This is a genomic window from Streptomyces sp. NPDC059224 (genome assembly GCF_042754285.1).
Taxonomy (GTDB): domain Bacteria; phylum Actinomycetota; class Actinomycetes; order Streptomycetales; family Streptomycetaceae; genus Streptomyces.
In genome coordinates this window covers 1-17,101 of sequence record NZ_JBHZAN010000029.1, presented here as the reverse complement: position 1 = coordinate 17,101, position 17,101 = coordinate 1, and the positions used below count along the sequence as shown (strand labels likewise).

Annotated in this window: 15 protein-coding genes and 3 pseudogenes; 7 read left to right on the top strand and 11 right to left on the bottom strand. The window is 69.9% G+C overall.

The genetic code is table 11. The features are described 5' to 3' along the window. Positions 1-31: 31 nt before the first annotated feature. A complete protein-coding gene (locus ACFXI4_RS30205) occupies positions 32-2,077 on the top strand; it encodes a HelD family protein (protein WP_384997055.1) in 2,046 nt (681 codons plus the stop codon). Here ACFXI4_RS30205 and ACFXI4_RS30200 read toward each other — a convergent pair. Continuing rightward, complete coding sequence (locus ACFXI4_RS30200; protein WP_384996884.1) at positions 2,074-2,703, bottom strand: helix-turn-helix transcriptional regulator; 630 nt, start codon at positions 2,701-2,703, stop codon at positions 2,074-2,076. The genes ACFXI4_RS30205 and ACFXI4_RS30200 overlap by 4 nt on opposite strands. A 96-nt stretch (positions 2,704-2,799) precedes the next feature. Between ACFXI4_RS30200 and ACFXI4_RS30195 the strand changes: the two genes are divergently transcribed. Further along, a complete protein-coding gene (locus ACFXI4_RS30195; RefSeq protein ID WP_384996882.1) occupies positions 2,800-3,504 on the top strand; it encodes an ABC transporter ATP-binding protein in 705 nt (234 codons plus the stop codon). 5 nt (positions 3,505-3,509) lie between these two features. After that, positions 3,510-6,335: an FtsX-like permease family protein gene (locus ACFXI4_RS30190; RefSeq protein ID WP_384997053.1), complete on the top strand. Its 2,826-nt coding sequence runs from the start codon at positions 3,510-3,512 to the stop codon at positions 6,333-6,335. 88 nt (positions 6,336-6,423) lie between these two features. Here the strand turns inward: ACFXI4_RS30190 and ACFXI4_RS30185 are convergent, their stop codons facing one another. From ACFXI4_RS30185 to ACFXI4_RS30160, 6 genes are all read right to left on the bottom strand, one after another. After that, positions 6,424-7,257 carry a hypothetical protein gene (locus tag ACFXI4_RS30185; RefSeq protein WP_384996880.1) on the bottom strand — a complete coding sequence of 278 codons (834 nt, stop codon included), beginning with the start codon at positions 7,255-7,257 and terminating at the stop codon, positions 6,424-6,426. Positions 7,258-7,402: 145 nt separating this feature from the next. Continuing rightward, complete coding sequence (locus tag ACFXI4_RS30180) at positions 7,403-7,636, bottom strand: hypothetical protein (protein ID WP_384996878.1); 234 nt, start codon at positions 7,634-7,636, stop codon at positions 7,403-7,405. Positions 7,637-7,891: 255 nt separating this feature from the next. Further along, entirely contained in the window at positions 7,892-8,449 is a 558-nt protein-coding gene (locus tag ACFXI4_RS30175; RefSeq protein WP_384996876.1) for a cysteine hydrolase family protein, read from the bottom strand. 95 nt (positions 8,450-8,544) lie between these two features. Beyond that, positions 8,545-9,912: an MFS transporter gene (locus ACFXI4_RS30170; protein ID WP_384997051.1), complete on the bottom strand. Its 1,368-nt coding sequence runs from the start codon at positions 9,910-9,912 to the stop codon at positions 8,545-8,547. A gap of 77 nt (positions 9,913-9,989) precedes the next feature. After that, positions 9,990-10,448 carry a MarR family winged helix-turn-helix transcriptional regulator gene (locus ACFXI4_RS30165; protein WP_384996874.1) on the bottom strand — a complete coding sequence of 153 codons (459 nt, stop codon included), beginning with the start codon at positions 10,446-10,448 and terminating at the stop codon, positions 9,990-9,992. A 344-nt stretch (positions 10,449-10,792) separates the two neighbouring features. Then, on the bottom strand, positions 10,793-10,978 hold the full coding sequence (locus ACFXI4_RS30160; protein ID WP_384996872.1) for a hypothetical protein: 186 nt from the start codon (positions 10,976-10,978) through the stop codon (positions 10,793-10,795). On the opposite strand from ACFXI4_RS30160, the pseudogene ACFXI4_RS30155 reads away from it, so the two are divergent. After that, positions 10,926-11,080, top strand: a pseudogene (locus tag ACFXI4_RS30155) (IS1380 family transposase); the annotation flags it as partial. The gene ACFXI4_RS30160 and the pseudogene ACFXI4_RS30155 overlap by 53 nt on opposite strands. A 420-nt stretch (positions 11,081-11,500) precedes the next feature. Here ACFXI4_RS30155 and ACFXI4_RS30150 read toward each other — a convergent pair. After that, positions 11,501-12,514 (bottom strand): GlxA family transcriptional regulator, encoded by a 1,014-nt coding sequence (locus ACFXI4_RS30150; protein WP_384996870.1) that lies wholly within the window; start codon positions 12,512-12,514, stop codon positions 11,501-11,503. A 44-nt stretch (positions 12,515-12,558) separates the two neighbouring features. Between ACFXI4_RS30150 and ACFXI4_RS30145 the strand changes: the two genes are divergently transcribed. Then, on the top strand, positions 12,559-13,326 hold the full coding sequence (locus ACFXI4_RS30145; protein ID WP_384996868.1) for an NAD(P)H-dependent oxidoreductase: 768 nt from the start codon (positions 12,559-12,561) through the stop codon (positions 13,324-13,326). Here ACFXI4_RS30145 and ACFXI4_RS30140 read toward each other — a convergent pair. Continuing rightward, complete coding sequence (locus tag ACFXI4_RS30140; RefSeq protein ID WP_384996866.1) at positions 13,274-13,633, bottom strand: PLP-dependent transferase; 360 nt, start codon at positions 13,631-13,633, stop codon at positions 13,274-13,276. The genes ACFXI4_RS30145 and ACFXI4_RS30140 overlap by 53 nt on opposite strands. 11 nt (positions 13,634-13,644) lie before the next feature. Continuing rightward, complete coding sequence (locus ACFXI4_RS30135) at positions 13,645-14,064, bottom strand: PLP-dependent transferase (RefSeq protein WP_384996864.1); 420 nt, start codon at positions 14,062-14,064, stop codon at positions 13,645-13,647. A gap of 56 nt (positions 14,065-14,120) precedes the next feature. Here ACFXI4_RS30135 and ACFXI4_RS30130 point away from each other — a divergent pair. Beyond that, positions 14,121-14,785: pseudogene (locus ACFXI4_RS30130) on the top strand (transposase family protein). Between the two features lie 95 nt (positions 14,786-14,880). Further along, a pseudogene (locus ACFXI4_RS30125) lies at positions 14,881-16,118 on the top strand (IS256 family transposase). 764 nt (positions 16,119-16,882) lie between these two features. Here the strand turns inward: ACFXI4_RS30125 and ACFXI4_RS30120 are convergent. Then, a partial coding sequence (locus ACFXI4_RS30120; protein ID WP_384996862.1) for a DsbA family protein occupies positions 16,883-17,101 on the bottom strand: 219 nt, incomplete at its 5' end.

The window sequence follows — 17,101 nt, the reverse complement described above, 5'->3', positions numbered from 1 at the left end:
CGTGCGTGCGGTTGAATCGGAGCAGGATTACGTGTCCTCCTTGTACGAGCTGCTCTCCGAGCGGATTTCCGAGGCCCGCGCACGGCGAGCGAGTGTGCTGAAGGCCCGGGCGGAAAACACCGGCGAGGCATACGAAAGAGAAATCGCCGCCGCTGCCCTGGCCAAGGAAATAGGCCGTCTCGAGGGCGCCGAAAAGGGACTGGTCTTCGGACGCATCGACTGGACGGACGGCACGGCCCTGCGCATCGGGCGGATCGGACTGCACAGGGAAGAGGACGACCTGCCCCTGCTCGTGGACTGGCGCGCGAACGCGGCACGGCCCTTCTACGAGGCGACCCCGGTCCACCCGATGGACCTGCGGCGGCGCAGGCACCTGCGCCTCGACGGGCGCACGGTCGTCTCGCTGAGCGACGAACTGCTGGACGGGACCGCGCCGACCGACGAGGACGTCGTCAGGGACGGCCCGTTGACCGAGGCCCTGTCGGCACGGCGTACGGGCAGGATGCACGCGGCCGTCGCGACGCTGCAGGCCGAGCAGGACGAGATCGTCCGCTCCGCCCACCGCGGGGTGACCGTGGTGCAGGGCGGGCCCGGCACCGGCAAGACGGTGGTCGCCCTGCACCGGGCGGCCTATGTCCTGTACGCGTTCCCGCGCGCCGCGCAGGACGGTGTCCTGGTGGTGGGTCCGAACGCCCGGTTCCTCGACTACATCTCCCAGGTCCTTCCCTCGCTCGGAGAGAACGACGTCGTTCTGGCCACCTGCCGGGAACTGGCCGGAGTGCCCACGGACTTGGCGGGCCCGTTCGACACGGTACGCCTCAAGGGCGATGCCGGCCTCGCCGACGCCCTGGCCGGCCTGCTGCGCGTCCACCAGGCCCCCGCCGGTGACTTCGCCGTGCGGGTCGGACGGGAACTGGTTCTCCTCTCCGGCGAGGAGGTGGCCTCGGCACGCGACGCCGCCGTGACAGCCGTACCGGGGCACAACCCCGCACGCCAGGTGTTCAAAGAGCTCCTGGTCGACGCCGTCACCGACGCGGTGCGACGAGACATGGGCGACCTCCTGGAGCGGATCGACGCCGACACCGAAACGATGACGGGCATCGACCTCGACCGGTTCACGGGAGTCGCCCAGCGCCGTACCGAAGGTGCGGCCGACCCGGGTCCGGTCCACGAGATGGACCTGGACGCCGTCCGAGCCGATCTCCTCGACGACGCCGGCGTCGACCGGGCGGTCGAGGTGTTGTGGCCGCGTCTGGCCCCCGGTGACCTCGTGCAGGAGCTGCTGACGAACGCCGACGCCCTCGCCGAGCACCTCCCCCGTCTGACCGCGCGGGAGCGGACCCTTCTGCTGCGCGGTCCTGACGACCCGTGGACCGATGCCGACGTGCCGTTGCTGGACGAGGCGGCGGCCCTGGTCGACGGTCCCCCGGAGCGGACGTACGGGCACGTCGTCGTCGACGAGGCGCAGGAACTGACCGCCATGCAGTGGCGGATGGTCGTCCGCCGCTGTCCGTCCAGGGCGATGACGCTGGTGGGCGACTTCGCCCAGGCAGGCCCGGCCACGACAGCACGCGGCTGGAAGGAGGCACTGAGCCCCCACGTCGGACCGCGGTTCGTACTGCACGACCTGACCGTCAGCTACCGCACGACGCAGGAGATTTTGGCGAGCGTCCGGGGCCTGCTCACACGGATCGCTCCGGACCAGAAGCCCACCCGGTCGCTGCGCAGCGGTGCGAGCCCGCGCACCGTGACCACGTCCCCGGACGGATTGGTCACCGCCGTCGTCCGGGAACTCCGCGCCCAGCGCACCGCGCACCCGGGCGAGCTTCTCGGAGTGATCTGCGCGGACACCAGGGTGGCCGAGCTGACGGAGCGGGGCATCGCCCGCCACGCCCGCATCGTGCCGGCGTCCGAAGCGCGCGGCCTGGAGTTCGACGGGGTCGTCGTCATGAACCCGGAGGAAATCATCACGACCCGCCCCGGTGGGGAAAGGGACTTGTACGTAGCCCTGACCCGGGCCACCAGACGCCTGTGCACCGTCGCTGTCCTGCGACCTGATCCGAACGACAGGTCCTAGGCGGACTCGGTACGGTCCCCTCTCGTCCCACCGTGCCCCCCGGCCTCGTCGGTGTCGCCCCGCCCCCGTGAGGGTGAGCGCTCCGGCGCCTGCGCGCTCTGTGCCGTGGCGAGCGGGCCCAGATGCTGTGCGGCACCGTCCAGCAGCCCGAGGTCGGCCTTGGTGTGCGCGATGGCGGCGTCGATCAGGACGGCGACCAGCGGCTCGTCGGCGTGGGCGCGGCGCTGCTTGGCCAGGCCCGCGAGCTCGGACAGGTACGTCTGCCGCTGCGACTCGATCAGCGTGGCAAGGGCCTGCGGGCCCAGGGCGGAGGCGCCGAGGAGCTTCAGGAACAGTTCGTCGCGGAAGCCGCCGACGCGCACCCAGGCGGTGGTCGCCCACGAGCGCAGCTCGGCCTCGCCCGCCTCGGTGAGCGTGTAGAGGTTCTTGTCGGGCCGGTCGGTCTGCGTGACCTGCGAGCGTGAGACATAGCCGTCACGGACCAGCCGTTCGAGGATCTGGTAGAGGTGACCGATGTTCAGGCCACCCCACTGCGGGCCGATGGCCTCCTCGAAACGGGCCTTGAGTTCGTATCCGTGATTCGGTCGCCGGGTCAGCAGCGCGAGCACGGCGTGGTGGAGCGGCATATACGTCCCTTCTACATTGTGACAACATACCCCTGAATTGTCACAATGCAGGGGCGGCGCGGCTGTGCCCCGATGTGCGAGGGCGAGGCTGCATCAATGGCTGTGAGCGTGGCGTTGCGCGGGGTGAGCCGTCGGTATCCCGGGCTGACCGCTCTGGAGGAGGTCGACCTGGAGGTCGCGGCCGGCGAGGTGGTGATGCTGACCGGGCCGTCCGGCGCCGGCAAATCCACCGTCCTGCATGTGACGGGTGGCATGGACCAGCCCGACGAAGGACACGTCGAGGTCGACGGCGCGGAACTGGTGCCCCGGGACCTGGACCGTCACCGACGGCGTATCGGCTTCGTCTTCCAGCGCTTCCACCTGCTGCCCGCGCTGACCGTGCTGGACAACGTGCTCGCCCCCGTGCTGCCGCGCAGAGTGGACTTCGACCGGCGTGCGCGCGGCATGGAGCTGCTCGAAGCCGTCGGCCTGAACCAGCGGGCCGACGCCCTGCCCGCGCAGTTGTCGGGCGGCCAGCAGCAACGCGTCGCCGTCGCACGCGCGTTGATCAACCGGCCGGGACTGCTGCTGGCCGACGAGCCCACGGGCAACCTGGACAGCGTCATCGGGCGGGAGATCATCGACCTGCTGATGTCGCTGCGCGAGCGGTACGGGATGACGATGCTGATCGCCACGCACGACGCGGAGGTCGCCGCCAACGGCGACCGGGTGGTGCGGCTGCAGGACGGCAGGATCACCTCGGACCAGCGGGTCACCCCGTCCGTCGACGTGCTGCACCGGCTGGGGGGCCTCCGCCCGTGATCACGATGATCCTCGATCAGCTCCGGCGGCGGCGCGGGCGCGCGCTGGCCCTGGCCGCCGGAATCCTGGTGGCGGCGACCAGCTTCACCCTGCTGACCGCGACGGTGAGCACGAGCCAGGCGACCACCGTGGGCACCGTACGGAAGAACGCGCGGTCCGCGTACGACGTCCTGGTCCGCCCGCCCGACTCGCAGACGGACGTGGAGCGGCAGAGCGGTCTGGTCGCGCCGAACTTCCTGTCCGGCACGTTCGGCGGCATCACCATGGACCAGTACCGGCGCATCCGCGGCATGGCCGGGGTCGACGTGGCCGCGCCGGTCGCCAACATCGGCTACCTCATGGTGGCGAGCACCGTCACGGTGGACGTGTCCCGCTTCCTGGACGGCAGGGCGTCCCGCCAGATCCTGCGCATCAGCCCCACGCTCACCTCCGGACTGGGCAGTTACCGCACCTCGGACGAGTACGTCTACCTCACCCGCTCCCCCCTGACGTCGGCGTCGGAGTCGGACGGCCTCTTCGAGTCCGACACCCTGGAAACGGGTGCGGGCGGCAAGAGCACCCAGCGGTATCGGATCAAGGGGAAGTACGACGTCTGCTTCTACTTCAACCGGGACAAGACCGAGCAGACCGAGTTCAACCTGACCCTGCCGCTGAAGCCGAACGTCATCGCCGAGGATCTCAGGGACAGGTCGCCGTTCGACCCGGACCTGAGTTCACGGATGAACTGCCAGTCCGGACAGGACAAGGCCACCATCGACGTTCCGGTCAGTTACCCCGTGCTGCTGTCCGCCGTCGACCCGGTGGCCGAGGACCGGCTGGTGGGCCTGGGCGACACCATCGCCTCGGGCCGGATGCTCACCGAGCAGGACAAGCCGTGGACGGTGCCGTCCGCCAAGAGCGTCCACGGACAGCACGACTCCTACATTCCGGCGCTGCTCAGCGACAACCCGCTGACCACCGGCACGCTCGACGCCACCGTCGAGCGGCTCGACGTCGGCGACCCGGCCGGGCTGCCCTCGAAACTGGGCAGCCCGACAGCCGACAGCTTCGTCCGGGGCCTGCACGGCACCACGGTGGGCACGACCCGCGTCGACCTGCGCAAGGGCTACCGGAAGGCACTGAACGAGGACTCGTTCGACACCGGGTCCTACTGGACGGTCGGCCCGGTCACCTACCGCCGGACCTCCCACGGCGACCTCGCCGCGCAGCCGCAGCCGCCGCAGAAGCCCAGCCTGTGGATCACCAACTCGAACCAGCAGCCGTTCTCCGGCGTCCCCGAGGAGAACCATCAGGGCACCCAGTACCGGAAGGTGACCAGCCACGCCGCCACGGACTGCATCGGACTGGGTACCTGCGACGGTGTGGACTCCGGACGCCTGCCCAATCCCTTCGTGCACCTCGTCGGCCGCTACGACACCGGCAGACTGGCCGGCTTCTCACCCCTGTCCGACGCCCCGTTGGAGACCTACCAGACACCGCAGGTCACCGGTGCGGACAGCGCGACCCGAGCGAGGCTCCACGGCAGGCCGCTGCAGCCCGACCGCAACCTGGGCGGCTACGTCAGCCCGCCGCCCACCATGCTGACGACCATGAACTCCATCACCGCGCTCACCAAGAGCCGCCGGGTCGCGAGCATCCAGGACAAGGCGCCGGTCAGCGCGATCAGGATCCGGGTGGCCGGAGTGGCCGGAGTCGACACCGCCTCCCGGGCGCGGGTGAACGCGGTGGCCGGGAAGATCCGGGCCGCCTACCCCCGGCTCCAGGTCGACGTCACCGTCGGCAGCTCGCCCGCGCCGCGGACGGTGGGGCTCAGTGACTCGGCGCAGGTGACGGAGCGTTGGGTCGCCAAGGGCGTGGCACTGCGCATTCTCAGGGCCGTGGACGCCAAGAGCGCGGTGCTCTTCGTGCTGGTCCTCGTCGTGTGCGCGCTCTTCCTCGGCCAGGCGGCGCTGGCCTCGGTGCGCTCGCGCCGCACCGAGATCGGCACGCTGCGCTGCCTCGGCTGGAGCGGCGGCGAGGTACTCCGCCTGGTCCTCGGCGAACTGGCGGTGATCGGGCTGGCCGCCGGAGCGGCGGGCGCGGTGCTCGCGTACGTGCTGGGCCGGATGCTGGGACAGCCCGAAGCCGGTGTCAAGTCGCTCCTCGTGGTTCCGGTGGCGCTTCTGCTGGCCACGGCGGCGGGCCTGATCCCCGCCTGGCTCGCCACCCGGCTGGGACCGATGGAAGCCGTCCGGCCCCCGGTGACGGCGGCCCGCCGCGCGCGCCCGGTGCGTTCGGTGGCCGGACTGGCCGTGCTCAACCTGCTGCGGGTGCGGGGCCGCACGCTGCTGGGTGCGGCGGGGCTGGCGCTGGGAGTGGCCGCCTTCACGGTGCTGCTCGCCCTGACGCTGGCCTTCCGGGGCGAGGTGGCCGGGTCGCTGCTCGGCAGTGCCGTGGTGGCGCAGGCGCGCGAGGCCGACTACCTCAGCGTCGCCCTGTCCCTGCTGCTGGGCGCCGCCGGCGCCATCGACGTCCTGGTCATCTCGCAGCGCGAACGCGCCGCCGATCTCGCGGTGCTGCGGGCGACCGGCTGGACCGACCGCGAGCTGGCGAGGCTGACCCTCTACGAGGGAATCGGACTGGCTCTGCTGGGCGGCCTGTCCGGTGCGGTGGCCGGTCTGGCCGGGGTGCTGGCCCTCGGCCGGGGCGTGCTGCACGGACATTTGTTCACGATCGCCGGCGCCGCGCTGCTGGCCACCCTCGCGGCGACCGCGCTGGTGGTGGCGGCTCTGGCGGTGCCGATCCGGGGGCTGTCCCGGATCGCCCCCGCCCACCTGCTCGCCGCCGACTGAGCCGACCACCACCGCCGTCGGCCGCTTCCCACAGCGCAAGACCCCGGCCGTACCTGAGTCTGTCGCGGAGGCGAGGGTCGCGGCGGCTCTAGGTCCTCTCAAGGCGGGTCGGTTGCAGACGTTCGATGCGGTCCAGGTCGCCGCTGAGCAGGTCGCGGTGGCTGATGGTGAAGTCTCCGTTCGGCATGGTCTGCCCGCGTCCAAAGTGCCGGCCCACGACGGTGGTGGGGAGGAAGGCGCGCAGGCGGTGGCGCATGTCCCCCGGGTACACGACGGGTGCACCCCGGCCGGAGGGGGCTTGGTCGGTGGAGAGCAGGACCCAGTGGTCGACGGGCACGGCGGCATCGAGGTCCGGTGCCGCCCCGGTGTGGCTGTCCAGGCCCGGCACGGTCAGTCGGTCGGGGTCGAGGGGCGAATACCACAGCAGCAAGGCCTTGGCACGTTGCGCGTCGGCGTTGTCGAAGCAACACACGGCGATGATGTGGTCGAGGAAGTGGTCGGCGTAGAAGCGCAGGAGGTCCGGATCGAGGTCGGGGCGCCGGTGCGGCGGCACCTGTCGCAGCGCGGCAGGGACCGCGGTGGGGTCGGCGGCGAGGAGCACCGTGTAGACGTCATGGTCGAAGACCTGGACGGGCTGGGGTTCCGCGCCCATCCACGCGATACCGTCAGCTGCTGCGGCGGCGGATTCGACGGCGGTGACCATGCGGTGCAGGACGTCACCGGCGCGTCCCGCGGAGAGGAAGTGCCGGGGGGTGAGCCGCCTGGCGGGCAGGTGCAGCAGCATGGCGTTCGGGCCGTCCGCCAGGTTGGCGGCTGTGTTCTGGTAGCCCAGGACGTGGATGAGGCCGTGCTCGGGGTGGTGCTGCCGCCCGCAGTACACGATCGTGCCGCTGAACGCGGCCTCACCTGTTGAGATGCACACGCCGGCACGGTATCGCCTCTGTCCGGCGGGCGCCGAGGGGATTTGGCCTGTCGAGGTCCGCTACCGCCGGTGGACGGCCCCGATGTGGTGTCTGGATGCTAGGCCGGCCAGGCGGTGCTTGGCTGGCGCAGGTCGGGCGTAATCGTCACTTGTGCGGCCCTTCGCAACCCGCACCACTCAGCCGCCCAGGATGAGTGGTGCGGGCCAGGCAGCCGTCGGCCAGTTCGGTGCGGTACTGGATCTGCTTGAGCCGGTGCTTCACGGCCCGGGTGGTCTGGCTGAGGTCCGCGGCGGTGAGGTTGCCGAGGTCGCGCTTGACCAACGACCAGATGCCCTCCCGCGGGTGGAGGTCCGGGGAGTAGGTCGGCAACTGGAACACGGTGAGCAGGGCTACCGGCGTAACGGGCGGCCTACGGCGGCAGGCCGGTCGTCGGTCAGTGGACGCATCTGGTCGGCATGTACGACGCCACGGCCAAGCAGATCCGCCTTTACGTCGAAGTTCGCATCGCTCGGCCGGGGCGCAGGCGTGGATCCGCGCTCGGCGCGGTCAGGAGCCGACCGTGACGCCCGGCTGTCAGTGGTGTCCCCGAACGGCCGGGCGTGGCACGGCCGGCTGCCGCGCGCGATTGAGACGTCAGGTGAGGTCCGAGACCCAGGCATCGACGCTCGTGAGGATGGCGCCCTGGTGGGGGAACACCTTCTCGGTCAGCACCCGGTGGACTTCGGGGTCGCCATCAACACAGCCGTCGGCCAGGACGGTGAGGCGGTAGTCGAGGTCGGCGGCCTGGCGCAGGGTGGACAGGACGACACCGCTGGTGGCCAGACCGGTCAGGATGAGGTGGTTGACGCCGGCGCCGCGCAGGACGAGGTCGAGATCGCTGCCGGTGAAGGCGCTGACGCGCTTCTTGGTGACGATGCTCTCGCCGGGCTGGGGCGCGACGTCGGGATGGATGGCGGCCCCTGGGTCGCCATCGACGAAGGCATCCTCGGGCAGGGCGCTGAACATCGGGCTGGACTTGGCCTCGGGGTGGCCCGCGCGGAAGCCGACGACGACGTACACCACCGGAATGCCCGCAGCCCGGGCGGCGGTGACGGCGCGGGCGAGACGGGGCGTGTAGTCGGGGTCGAGGTCGGGGACGCGGCCGATGATGGCCTTCTGTACGTCCATCACGAGCAGGGCGGAGTCGGACACGGGTTCATCCTCGGTGTCGGGGTGGGATGGGTCATCCTGCGCGGCGGGGCGCCGCGAGGCGGATCCTTTCGGGCACGGGGCCCGGAAGTCGTCGGCTACCGGCCGGGGCGCGGGGGTTCGCTCTCGGCGGGGTCGTCGGCTTCGCGCCCGATGCGGCGCAGTGAGGGGTCGACGGCGGTGACCACGAGGAACAGGACACTGATGGCAAGCATGAACCAGGCGAGATGGTGCAGGCCGCCGGTGGTGACGTGCTCGCCGAAGAAAGCGCCGTTGGCGGCGGAAGCGATGATGGCGCCGAGGTAACCGAAGGTGCGCAGCAGCCCGGCAGAGGAGCCCATCCGGTCGGCGTCGGCCTGGTGGTAGACAGTGTTTTGCAGGGCAAGGCTGTTCAGCCCCTGCGGGATGCCGAGGACGATCACGACGGCCAGCAGCATCCACACCGGGCTGTCGGAGTGCAGGAGGAACAGCAGGGCACAGGTGGTGATCTGGCCGAGAGCACCGACCAGGAGTTTGCCGCGGACGGCCTGGCGTCGTCCGGTGAGGGTGGAGACAACGATCGCGATGGCGAACAGGGGCAGCTGCACCAGGCCGGCCAGCGATGCGGAGAGGCCGCGTCCCTCCTCCGTCCACTGGGTGTAGCCGTACAGGAAGGCGTAGGTGACGATGTAGCAGAGCAGGGTCCGCCCGTAGGTGGCCAGCAGCGGCAGGTTGCCGCCGAGGACGCGTACGTCGATGAAGGGCTGCCGTGCGTGCAGTTCCCGCCAGGCGAATCCGGCGCCCGCGGCGACGACCAGGAGCAGTAGGTACCAGTCACCGGCGCCCGGGTTCATCAGGAACAGCAGGAGGCAGACGAGCGCTGCGGAGAACAGGCCCATGCCCGGGAGGTCCAGGTCGCTCACCGGACGGTGCCCGTCGGCACGGCGGGAGCCGGGGGTGACGGGGATACGGCGGGCGCCGAGGTAGAGGCCGGCTATCGCGAGGGGGATGTTGACGGCCAGGGTGGCACGCCAGCCGCCGACGCCGATCAGCAGGCCGCCGAGGCTGGGGCCGATCACGGCGATGGTCTGGGTGGTGACGGCCAGAGCGGTGAGGACGCCGGCGGGGCTCTCGTGGCCGGTGCGCCGGGCCTCGCTGCGGATGAGGTACATGGCCGCCGGATAGCCGGAGCACGTACCGAAGCCCAGGAGTACCCGGGCGGCGATGAGGACGCCGAGGCTGGGGGCGAGCATGCCGACGACGCCGGCAATGCCGGTCAGGGCGGTCCCGGCCAGGAACAGACGGCGGGGCCCGAAGAGATCGATCAGCCGGCCCACCACCGGCTGTCCGATGGCGGTGGCCAGGTAGAGGGCCGAGATCAGCCATGCGGTCTGGGACGGTGGGGCCCCGAAGGCGGCGCCGATCGGCACCAACGAGACGGAGATGATGGAGGAGTTGACCGGGTTGAGGGCCGCTCCCGTCATCATCGGGGCCAGCAGACGACGGTCGAACCCGTCGTCCGGGCGCTTGCCCCGGCTGGGACGCAGCCTGTGCAGGACGCCGCTCACGAGCGCACGATCCGTTCGAGTACGGCGGTTGCCTCGAGAAGCGTGCGGCGCTCCTCTTCGGTGCACTGCTCCTCCAGCGCGGTGGCGAGCCAGCCCTCACCGGCCTGGCGGCGGTCCTCCAGGAAGGCGTGGCCGCTGTCGGTGACGAAGACCAGCTGACGTCGCCCGTCCTGGGGATCCGGACGGCGGGCGACCAGACCGCGCTCTTCCAGGGCGCCCGTAATGGCGGCCACTGACTGGTGGCGGACCCGTTCGGCGGCCGCCAGGTCACTGACCGACGCCTCGCCGTCCTTGTCCAGACGGCTGAGGACGGACGTCTGCGACGGTGTGAGCTCGCCGCGGTCGTAGGTCTCGCGCAGGCGGCGTCTCAGCCGGCTGTAGACCACACGGACCTCGCGCGCTGCGCGTACGGCCGACTCGGACACTCCGCCGGTGGTGCTGATGACCTCATCCATACGCACAGGCTAACTTGCGCAGTCCAGACTGCGCAAATAAGCCTGCGTATCTCCGCTCACAAGATTGCGTGTCTCCGTTCACAAGATGACGAGGTCCCACAGGGCCTGGACAGGCAGTGGGTGACCTGGGCCCAGATGAGCACGGTCGCGGTGTCGGGGGCAGGGGAGGTACCGCTGGAACGGGTCACGCTGACGGTCTTCGCGCCGCGCATCGATCGTGCGCCACGGCAAGCCCGAGCAGTCCGTGCCACAAACCCAGCCGACGGAACCAACCTCACGGGTCAATACACCTAGGCCCGATGCCAGCCGTTGGCGCAGCCTCAGCACGGTGGTACAGGCGGGGTTCACGTCTTCGCCGACGGCTGCAACAGGCGGGGCGCGTCGGCCATACGCCGCCAGTGGCTGCCCGCGAGTGCGGCGAAGACCAGGACGAGGCAGGTACAGGTCAGGAAGGTGGTCCGGTAGCCGAGTCGCCGGGAACGCCGCCGCCTGCGACCCCGCCTGTTCTCCGCAGCCGCCCAGCTCGTCACCACCGGCAGACGACGGATTCTCCGCCTCACCCAGCACTGGCCTGGACCGACGAGATCACCGCCGCCCTCGAACGGCTCACACTCCTGCCCAACCCCGGCTGACCAACGGCTTCACACCGTCCCAACGACAACAGCACCCGCCCCCGGTAGTGGAACCCGGCGCCCACCCGACGCGACACTCGGGCCGCGAGCATGCCCACCGTCAGCCACAGAAGGCGAAACGGTCCACCGACTCCGTCGGCGGACCATCATGCAAGATCGAGGCCAGACCGGACTTGCGGACCGTCTCCCCCCAGCAGCACCGTTCCGGCCTGCGAGACCGCCCTACCGCCACTTCCCTCGGCGCGGACCGCGGATAGAACCCGCTACCCCTACTCCTGGAGAGTGTTTTCTTTCCGTGCGGCCAACAGGACCCTAGACGAGTCCCATCGTTACAGGTCAGAAGTACTCTCCGCTTGTTTGATCAAGGCATGGCCAGGCCCAATCGTGAAAGCGCGAGGCTCGCCGGGCTGGGCCGCCTGTTCACCCGCGGAACGTCGACCGGTACGCGCTCGGCGACACACCCAGCGCCGCCTGGAAGTGCTGGCGCAGCGAGGCCCCCGTGCCGAAGCCAGCTTCCGTCGCCACCCTGTCCACCGGGAAGGCCGACTCCTCCAGGAGCTGGCGGGCGCGCTCGATTCGTTGCTGCGTAAGCCATTGCAGCGCCGAGATGCCGACCTCCTCGCGGAAGCGGCGCGTGAACGTGCGGATGCTCATCGACTCGCGAGCCGCCAGCTCGCGCAGCGTCAGCGGGCGGTGAAGGTTGTCCAGCGCCCAGGCTCGGGCGGCCTTCGTCGACGACGTCCGGGGCTCGAGCACCGGGCGGCGGACGAACTGGGCCTGGCCGCCCTCGCGGTGCGGGGAGACGACCGTGCCGCGGGCGACCTCGTTGGCCACGGCCGTGCCGTGGTCGCGGCGGATCATGTGCAGCACCAGGTCGATCCCGGAGCCGACGCCGGCGGAGGTGAGGACGTCGCCGTCGTCGGTGTAGAGCACGCACGGGTCGACGTCGACCTCCGGGAACCGTTCCTGCAATTCCGCGGCGGATTGCCAGTGAGTGGTCGCCGGGCGGCCGTCGAGCAGGCCTGCGGCGGCCAGCACGAACGCGCCGGTGCAGATCGACGCGATCCGCGTGCCCTCCCGGATCTGCGCAAGCGCGGTGCGCACCGGCGGGGCCAGCTCGCGCTCAGCCGGCTCGTAGTCGGCCATCGACGCCGAAACGATGACGGTATCGGCCTCTGCGAGGACTTCCAGACCGCGATGGACGGGGATGACGACGTCGGAGTCGGTGCGCACAGACCCTGGCTCGGGCGTGCAGGTGACGACCTCGTACAGCGGCTCGCCTGCCGCCGAGCGCGCCTGACCGAACAGCCGCTGGACGATGCCGAGTTCCATCACGAGCATCCCGTGCCGCACCAGGACGGCGACGCGGTGGCGGCCGGGGTGCGCGAACGCGACAGGCGAAATCATGGCCCGATTCTTGCACATATTGACCATCAGGCCACTCGCTCACGCTCTGCGACGGTCGGATGATCTAAGTCATGAACGTGTTGTGGGTATTCGCCCATCCCGAACCCCGCTCGCTGAGCGGCGCCCTCCGCGACGACAGCCTCCAGACGCTCCGGACCCTCGGCCATGACGTCCGCGAGTCGGATCTGTACGCGATGAAGTGGAATCCGGTCGTCGACGTGGCCGACTACGGCACCGAGGCCGCCGACAGGCGGCTGCAGGTCGCGGCGGCGTCCGCCCGTGCGTACGCCGGGGGCACGCTGAGCCCGGAAATCGTTGCCGAGCAGGAGAAACTGGCCTGGGCGGACGCAGTCGTCGTGCAGTTCCCTCTGTGGTGGTTCGGCGTCCCCGCGATCCTCAAGGGCTGGATCGACCGCGTGTTCGTGAAGGGGTTCGCGTACGGCCTGTCCGGCGATGACGGCCGCACGCTCCACTACGGCGAGGGCAGACTGGCGGGCAAGCGCGCGATGGCGGTCGTGACGGGCGGCGCCAGCGAAGCGGCACTGGGCCCGCGCAGCATCAACGGCTCACTGGACGACCTGCTGTTCAGCCTCCAGCACGGGACGTTCTTCTACACCGGGATGTCGATCCTCCCGCCGTACGCGGTGTACGGCGCCGACCGGGTGTCCCCGGAGCAGTTCACCGAGGCCCGCGACGCGCTGCGCGAGCGGCTGCGCACGCTGGAGACGACGCAGCCGCTGCCGTACCGCTCCCGCAACGGTGGCGACTACGACGAAAACATGGTCCTCAAGGAGGCGCACGTGCCCGGTGAGACCGGGTTCGCGATCCACCTCCGATAATCACAGCACGGGCCGGGTCAACAGGACTTTCGACACCGGCCGCGTGCAGCTCGCACATCACGGCAGGGCCCACGTCGTGCGTGCCGCCGGCGACGGCCGCCTTCCTCCTCGATTCCTCACCGGATATCACGATGCCTCCCATCGCGGCGGAGTAGCCGCCGAGGTACTTGGGAATGCTGTGCCACACCAGGTCGGCCCCGTGGCCGAGTGGCCGGATCGAAGCGGGCGTGGCGAACCTTGAGTCCACGACTGGCTTGGCACCACCGGCGGCGAGGGTGGCCAGGGCAGGAAGGTCGGGGACCCGCATCGGCGGGTTGGTCAGCACTCGACGGGCAGGAGTCCGGAGCGCGGGGTCAGTGCCCGTTCGACGTCGGCGGCGTCGACAAGGGTCGTGATGATGCCAAGACGAGGTAGGTCTACTTCGAGCAGACTGCGAGTGCCGCCGTATGCGTTGGGTTCGTCGGCGACGGCGTGGCCGCATGCCTCTACCAGGGCAAGCACCGTTTCGGTGAGCGCGGCCATGCCTGACGCGGCGCCTACGGCGGCCGCCGCACCTTCGAGGTCTGCCACGGCTTCTTCGAGTAGCTGGCCGTTGTAACGCCCGAAGCAGTGAGCGTTTTCATGGTGGCTACCGATCGGGTGACGCCGGCGGGGTGAGGTGGGGGCCGAAACGCACGAGGCTCCCGTGCCGTTGGTGGAGGTGTTCGAAGTCTCAACCCACCGGCACAGGAGCCTCATCGGTTCCCCATCCTGCCGCACTCGACCTGCCTCATGGCCTGGTCGAGTGCGGCAGGATGCTCATCGTCACCCGAGAGGGTGACCGGCGGTGCAAACTCCCGCCGCACCAGCGTGCGCTCGCCGCTCTCGTGCACCTGCACCGCCACCACACCCTCTCCCGCATCACGGCAGGCTTCGCCCTATCTGTCGGCACTGCCCACGCCTACGTCACAACTGTCACCAGCCTGCTCACCGACCAGGCTCCGGATCTGCCCAAGACGCCACGCGAGCCTGACCCAGAGTTCGTCCTCCTGCACGGGACACTCACCGAGCGCCACCGCGTCGGCAACAGCCGGACCGACCACACGGCCAAACACCGCCGGCACCACGTGAACGTCCACGCCGGCACCGATCCCGCCGGTGAGGCGCCGTGGATCTCACCTGCACTGCCGGACCGCACCCACGACCTGACCGCCGCCCGCACCCACCACATCATCCGGACCTGCGAGCGCCAAGACGCCCCCGCCCTCGCCGACCGCGCCCACCAGGACGCCGACCCCCAGGTCACCACCAGACTCAAACGCCACCAGGCAGTGAACTCACCCTCACCCAGCGCACCGCCAACCGGCCCCCGGCCACAGCACGAGCACCGGTCGAACACGGCATGGCACGACTGAAGTCATGGCAGATCTTCCACAAACCCCGGTTGCGTCCACGGAAGTGGTGTACGGGTTCGACCTGATCCGGGGGTTTGCTCCGGCGTTGGCATGAGGCCCGCATAGTTGAACGGCCACCGGCTGATCTTCGAGGTGTCGAAGCCCGAAGGAGACCAGCACGATGACCGCACCCGACAGTCTGCCCCTGCACGCCCTCGCCGAGGACAACCTCGCCCGGCAAGTCCCGATCTGCTGCGCGCGATGGTCAAATGGTTCGCCGACGCGCTCATGTCCGCGGAGGCCGATGCCCTCTGCAACGCCGAATACGGGCAGGTCAGCGACGAGAGAGTCAACCAACGTAACGGATATCGCCCGCGCGAGTGGGACACGAGGGCGGGCACGATCGAGCCGGCCATTCCCAAGCTCAGGTCCGGGAGCTACTTCCCGCACTGGCTGCTTGAACGGCACCGCCGGGCCGAGCAGGCCCTGATCTCGGTGGTCGCCACCGCCTACCTGCTCGGCGTCTCCACCCGCAGAGTCGAGAAGCTCGCCGAGTCCCTCGGCGTGACCCAGCTGTCGAAGTCCCAGGTCAGCGCGATGGCCAAGCACCTGGACGAGCAGGTCGCCGCGTTCCGCAACCCGCCCCTGGACGCCGGCCCCTACGCCTTCGTCTGGGTCGATGCCCTGACTCAGAAGGTCCGCGAGGGCGCTCGCATCATCAACGTGCACGCCCTGATCGCGGTCGGCGTGAACGCCGACGGGCACCGCGAGATCCCCGGGCTGGACGTGGCCGCCGCAGAGGACGGCGCCGGCTGGCTGGCCTTCCTGCGCTCGCTGATCGCCCGCGGCCTGTCCGGCGTCCAACTGGTCATCTCCGATGCGCACATGGGTCTGGTCAACGCGATCGGCGCCACCCTGCCCGGGGCGAGCCGGCAGCGCTGCCGCACCCACTACGCCCGCGCACTGCTGAGCCAGGTCCCCAAGTCTGCCCAGCCGTGGGTGGCCACACTGCTGCGGACCGTCTTCGAACAGCCCGACACCGACGCCGTCCAGGCCCAGATGCGCCACGTCCTCGATGCCCTGGAGGCCAAGTTCCCCAAGGCCGCAGCCCACTTGGACGCCGCTCAGGGCGACGTGCTGGCGTTCACCGCGTTCCCGCGGGAGATCCGGCGGCAGATCTGGTCGAACAACCCGCAGGAACGGCTCAACAAGGAGATCCGCCGCCGCACCGACGTGGTCGGCATCTTCCCCGACCGCATCGCCCTGATCCGCCTGGTCGGCGCCGTGCTGGCCGAGCAGAACGACGAGTGGACCGAAGCCCGCCGCTACATGGGACTCGACCTCCTGGCCAAGGCCCGCCTCCACCCGATCGAGTCAGAAACCGACGAGACCGTCCTTCCGACCGAACTCACCGCCTAGCCTCAAAACGAGATCACCGAGTGGCCGTCGATACACCACTCCAGTGGACGTGACCCAAACCCCGCATCAGCCCCACCCGCATGACCCTCACCGCCAAAGCCGTTCTCACCCTGAAGCCGCAACGCTGAAAACGCTCAGTGAGTGGCATTCTTCGGCAACTTTTCCAGCGTGGTGCGACCACCGCCTCCACCTGATCCACGCTGATGGTGAGCGGCCGGCCCGGCCGCGGCTCGTCGGCCAGCCCGTCCAGCCGCTCGGCGAGGAAGCACCGCCGCCCCTTGCGGACCGTGTCCGCACTCACCTGCAGATCCCGGGCAACCGCGACAATCGGCGACACCTCCGGCCCCGCACACGCCAGCACAATCCGCGCCCCTCATCCGCTGCCCCTTTAACGGCTCCCCCCATACCTGCTCAGCACATAACTTCCCAGGCATCCACCGGAAGTTCTCAGCACACAGCGTTCTGCAGCACCCCGTGTACACATACGCCTAACCTGACCAGTGCTGACCGCAAGCAAGCGGCAGGAGACACCCGTGCCGCCTGTGGGGGCCCCACAGGCGGCAGCCATCAGCTCGCTGGCTGATCCTCCGAGTGATCAGTGACGTCAGGTATCGTGCACACACCGTCGATGCAGGTAGCGGCCACCGGAACCGTCAGCCTGACGAGCGGGCTCGAGGCTTCCTCTGGCACCGTGCAGACTCCGTCGATGCAGGTGGCGGCTGCTGCGGCCGGTGGTTTGACGATCGGGTTTGGTTTTTCCTCGGTCACTGGGTGACCTCCTGTTTCTTCTCGGCGAGCTGGCGCAGGATGTCGGCGAACGTTGCTGGGTCCTGTGCTCCGGCGACTCCATAGGCATTCTCGAACACGTAGAAGGGAACACTTGAGATGCCGAGCTGTCGTGCTCTGGCTTCGTCCGCCCGCACATCGTCGGCATACCGGTCTTCCTTGAGTGCGCTGAGTGCTTTCTCGCGGTCGAGGCCGAT

Bases quoted from the DNA above. Each gene is read 5' to 3' on its own strand.
- ACFXI4_RS30200 (WP_384996884.1), bottom strand. From the start codon at position 2,703: ATGCCGCTCCACCACGCCGTGCTCGCGCTGCTGACCCGGCGACCGAAT.
- ACFXI4_RS30195 (WP_384996882.1), top strand. From the start codon at position 2,800: ATGGCTGTGAGCGTGGCGTTGCGCGGGGTGAGCCGTCGGTATCCCGGG.
- ACFXI4_RS30190 (WP_384997053.1), top strand. From the start codon at position 3,510: ATGATCCTCGATCAGCTCCGGCGGCGGCGCGGGCGCGCGCTGGCCCTG.
- ACFXI4_RS30170 (WP_384997051.1), bottom strand. From the start codon at position 9,912: ATGATGACGGGAGCGGCCCTCAACCCGGTCAACTCCTCCATCATCTCC.
- ACFXI4_RS30165 (WP_384996874.1), bottom strand. From the start codon at position 10,448: ATGGATGAGGTCATCAGCACCACCGGCGGAGTGTCCGAGTCGGCCGTA.
- ACFXI4_RS30150 (WP_384996870.1), bottom strand. From the start codon at position 12,514: ATGGTCAATATGTGCAAGAATCGGGCCATGATTTCGCCTGTCGCGTTC.
- ACFXI4_RS30145 (WP_384996868.1), top strand. From the start codon at position 12,559: ATGAACGTGTTGTGGGTATTCGCCCATCCCGAACCCCGCTCGCTGAGC.
- ACFXI4_RS30140 (WP_384996866.1), bottom strand. From the start codon at position 13,633: ATGCGGGTCCCCGACCTTCCTGCCCTGGCCACCCTCGCCGCCGGTGGT.
- ACFXI4_RS30135 (WP_384996864.1), bottom strand. From the start codon at position 14,064: ATGAGGCTCCTGTGCCGGTGGGTTGAGACTTCGAACACCTCCACCAAC.